The organism is Escherichia sp. MOD1-EC6162 (assembly GCF_002965125.1).
Taxonomy (GTDB): domain Bacteria; phylum Pseudomonadota; class Gammaproteobacteria; order Enterobacterales; family Enterobacteriaceae; genus Escherichia; species Escherichia marmotae.
On sequence record NZ_PTSB01000081.1, the window covers coordinates 1 to 883 of the forward strand.

Below are 883 nucleotides of genomic sequence, written 5' to 3' on the forward strand. Positions count from 1 at the left end.
GCAAAAGAAGTAGGTAGCTTAACCTTCGGGAGGGCGCTTACCACTTTGTGATTCATGACTGGGGTGAAGTCGTAACAAGGTAACCGTAGGGGAACCTGCGGTTGGATCACCTCCTTACCTTAAAGAACTGTTCTTTGCAGTGCTCACACAGATTGTCTGATAGAAAGTGAAAAGCAAGGCGTCTTGCGAAGCAGACTGATACGTCCCCTTCGTCTAGAGGCCCAGGACACCGCCCTTTCACGGCGGTAACAGGGGTTCGAATCCCCTAGGGGACGCCACTTGCTGGTTTGTGAGTGAAAGTCGCCGGCCACTGTATCTCAAAACTCACTTACGAGTGATGTTTGAGATATTTGCTCTTTAAAAATCTGGATCAAGCTGAAAATTGAAACACTGAACAACGAAAGTTGTTCGTGAGTCTCTCAAATTTTCGCAACACGATGATGGTTCGTAAGAAACATCTTCGGGTTGTGAGGTTAAGCGACTAAGCGTACACGGTGGATGCCCTGGCAGTCAGAGGCGATGAAGGACGTGCTAATCTGCGATAAGCGTCGGTAAGGTGATATGAACCGTTATAACCGGCGATTTCCGAATGGGGAAACCCAGTGTGATTCGTCACACTATCATTAACTGAATCCATAGGTTAATGAGGCGAACCGGGGGAACTGAAACATCTAAGTACCCCGAGGAAAAGAAATCAACCGAGATTCCCCCAGTAGCGGCGAGCGAACGGGGAGCAGCCCAGAGCCTGAATCAGTATGTGTGTTAGTGGAAGCGTCTGGAAAGGCGTGCGATACAGGGTGACAGCCCCGTACACAAAAATGCACATGCTGTGAGCTCGATGAGTAGGGCGGGACACGTGGTATCCTGTCTGAATATGGGGGGA

General features: G+C 49.7%; 1 tRNA gene and 2 rRNA genes. All 3 read left to right on the plus strand.

Annotated features, from left to right (window positions below):
* A 16S ribosomal RNA gene (locus A9587_RS24215) occupies positions 1-117 on the plus strand; the annotation flags it as partial.
* An 85-nt stretch (positions 118-202) separates the two neighbouring features.
* A tRNA-Glu gene (locus tag A9587_RS24220) sits at positions 203-278 on the plus strand.
* Positions 279-471: 193 nt separating this feature from the next.
* A 23S ribosomal RNA gene (locus tag A9587_RS24225) occupies positions 472-883 on the plus strand; the annotation flags it as partial.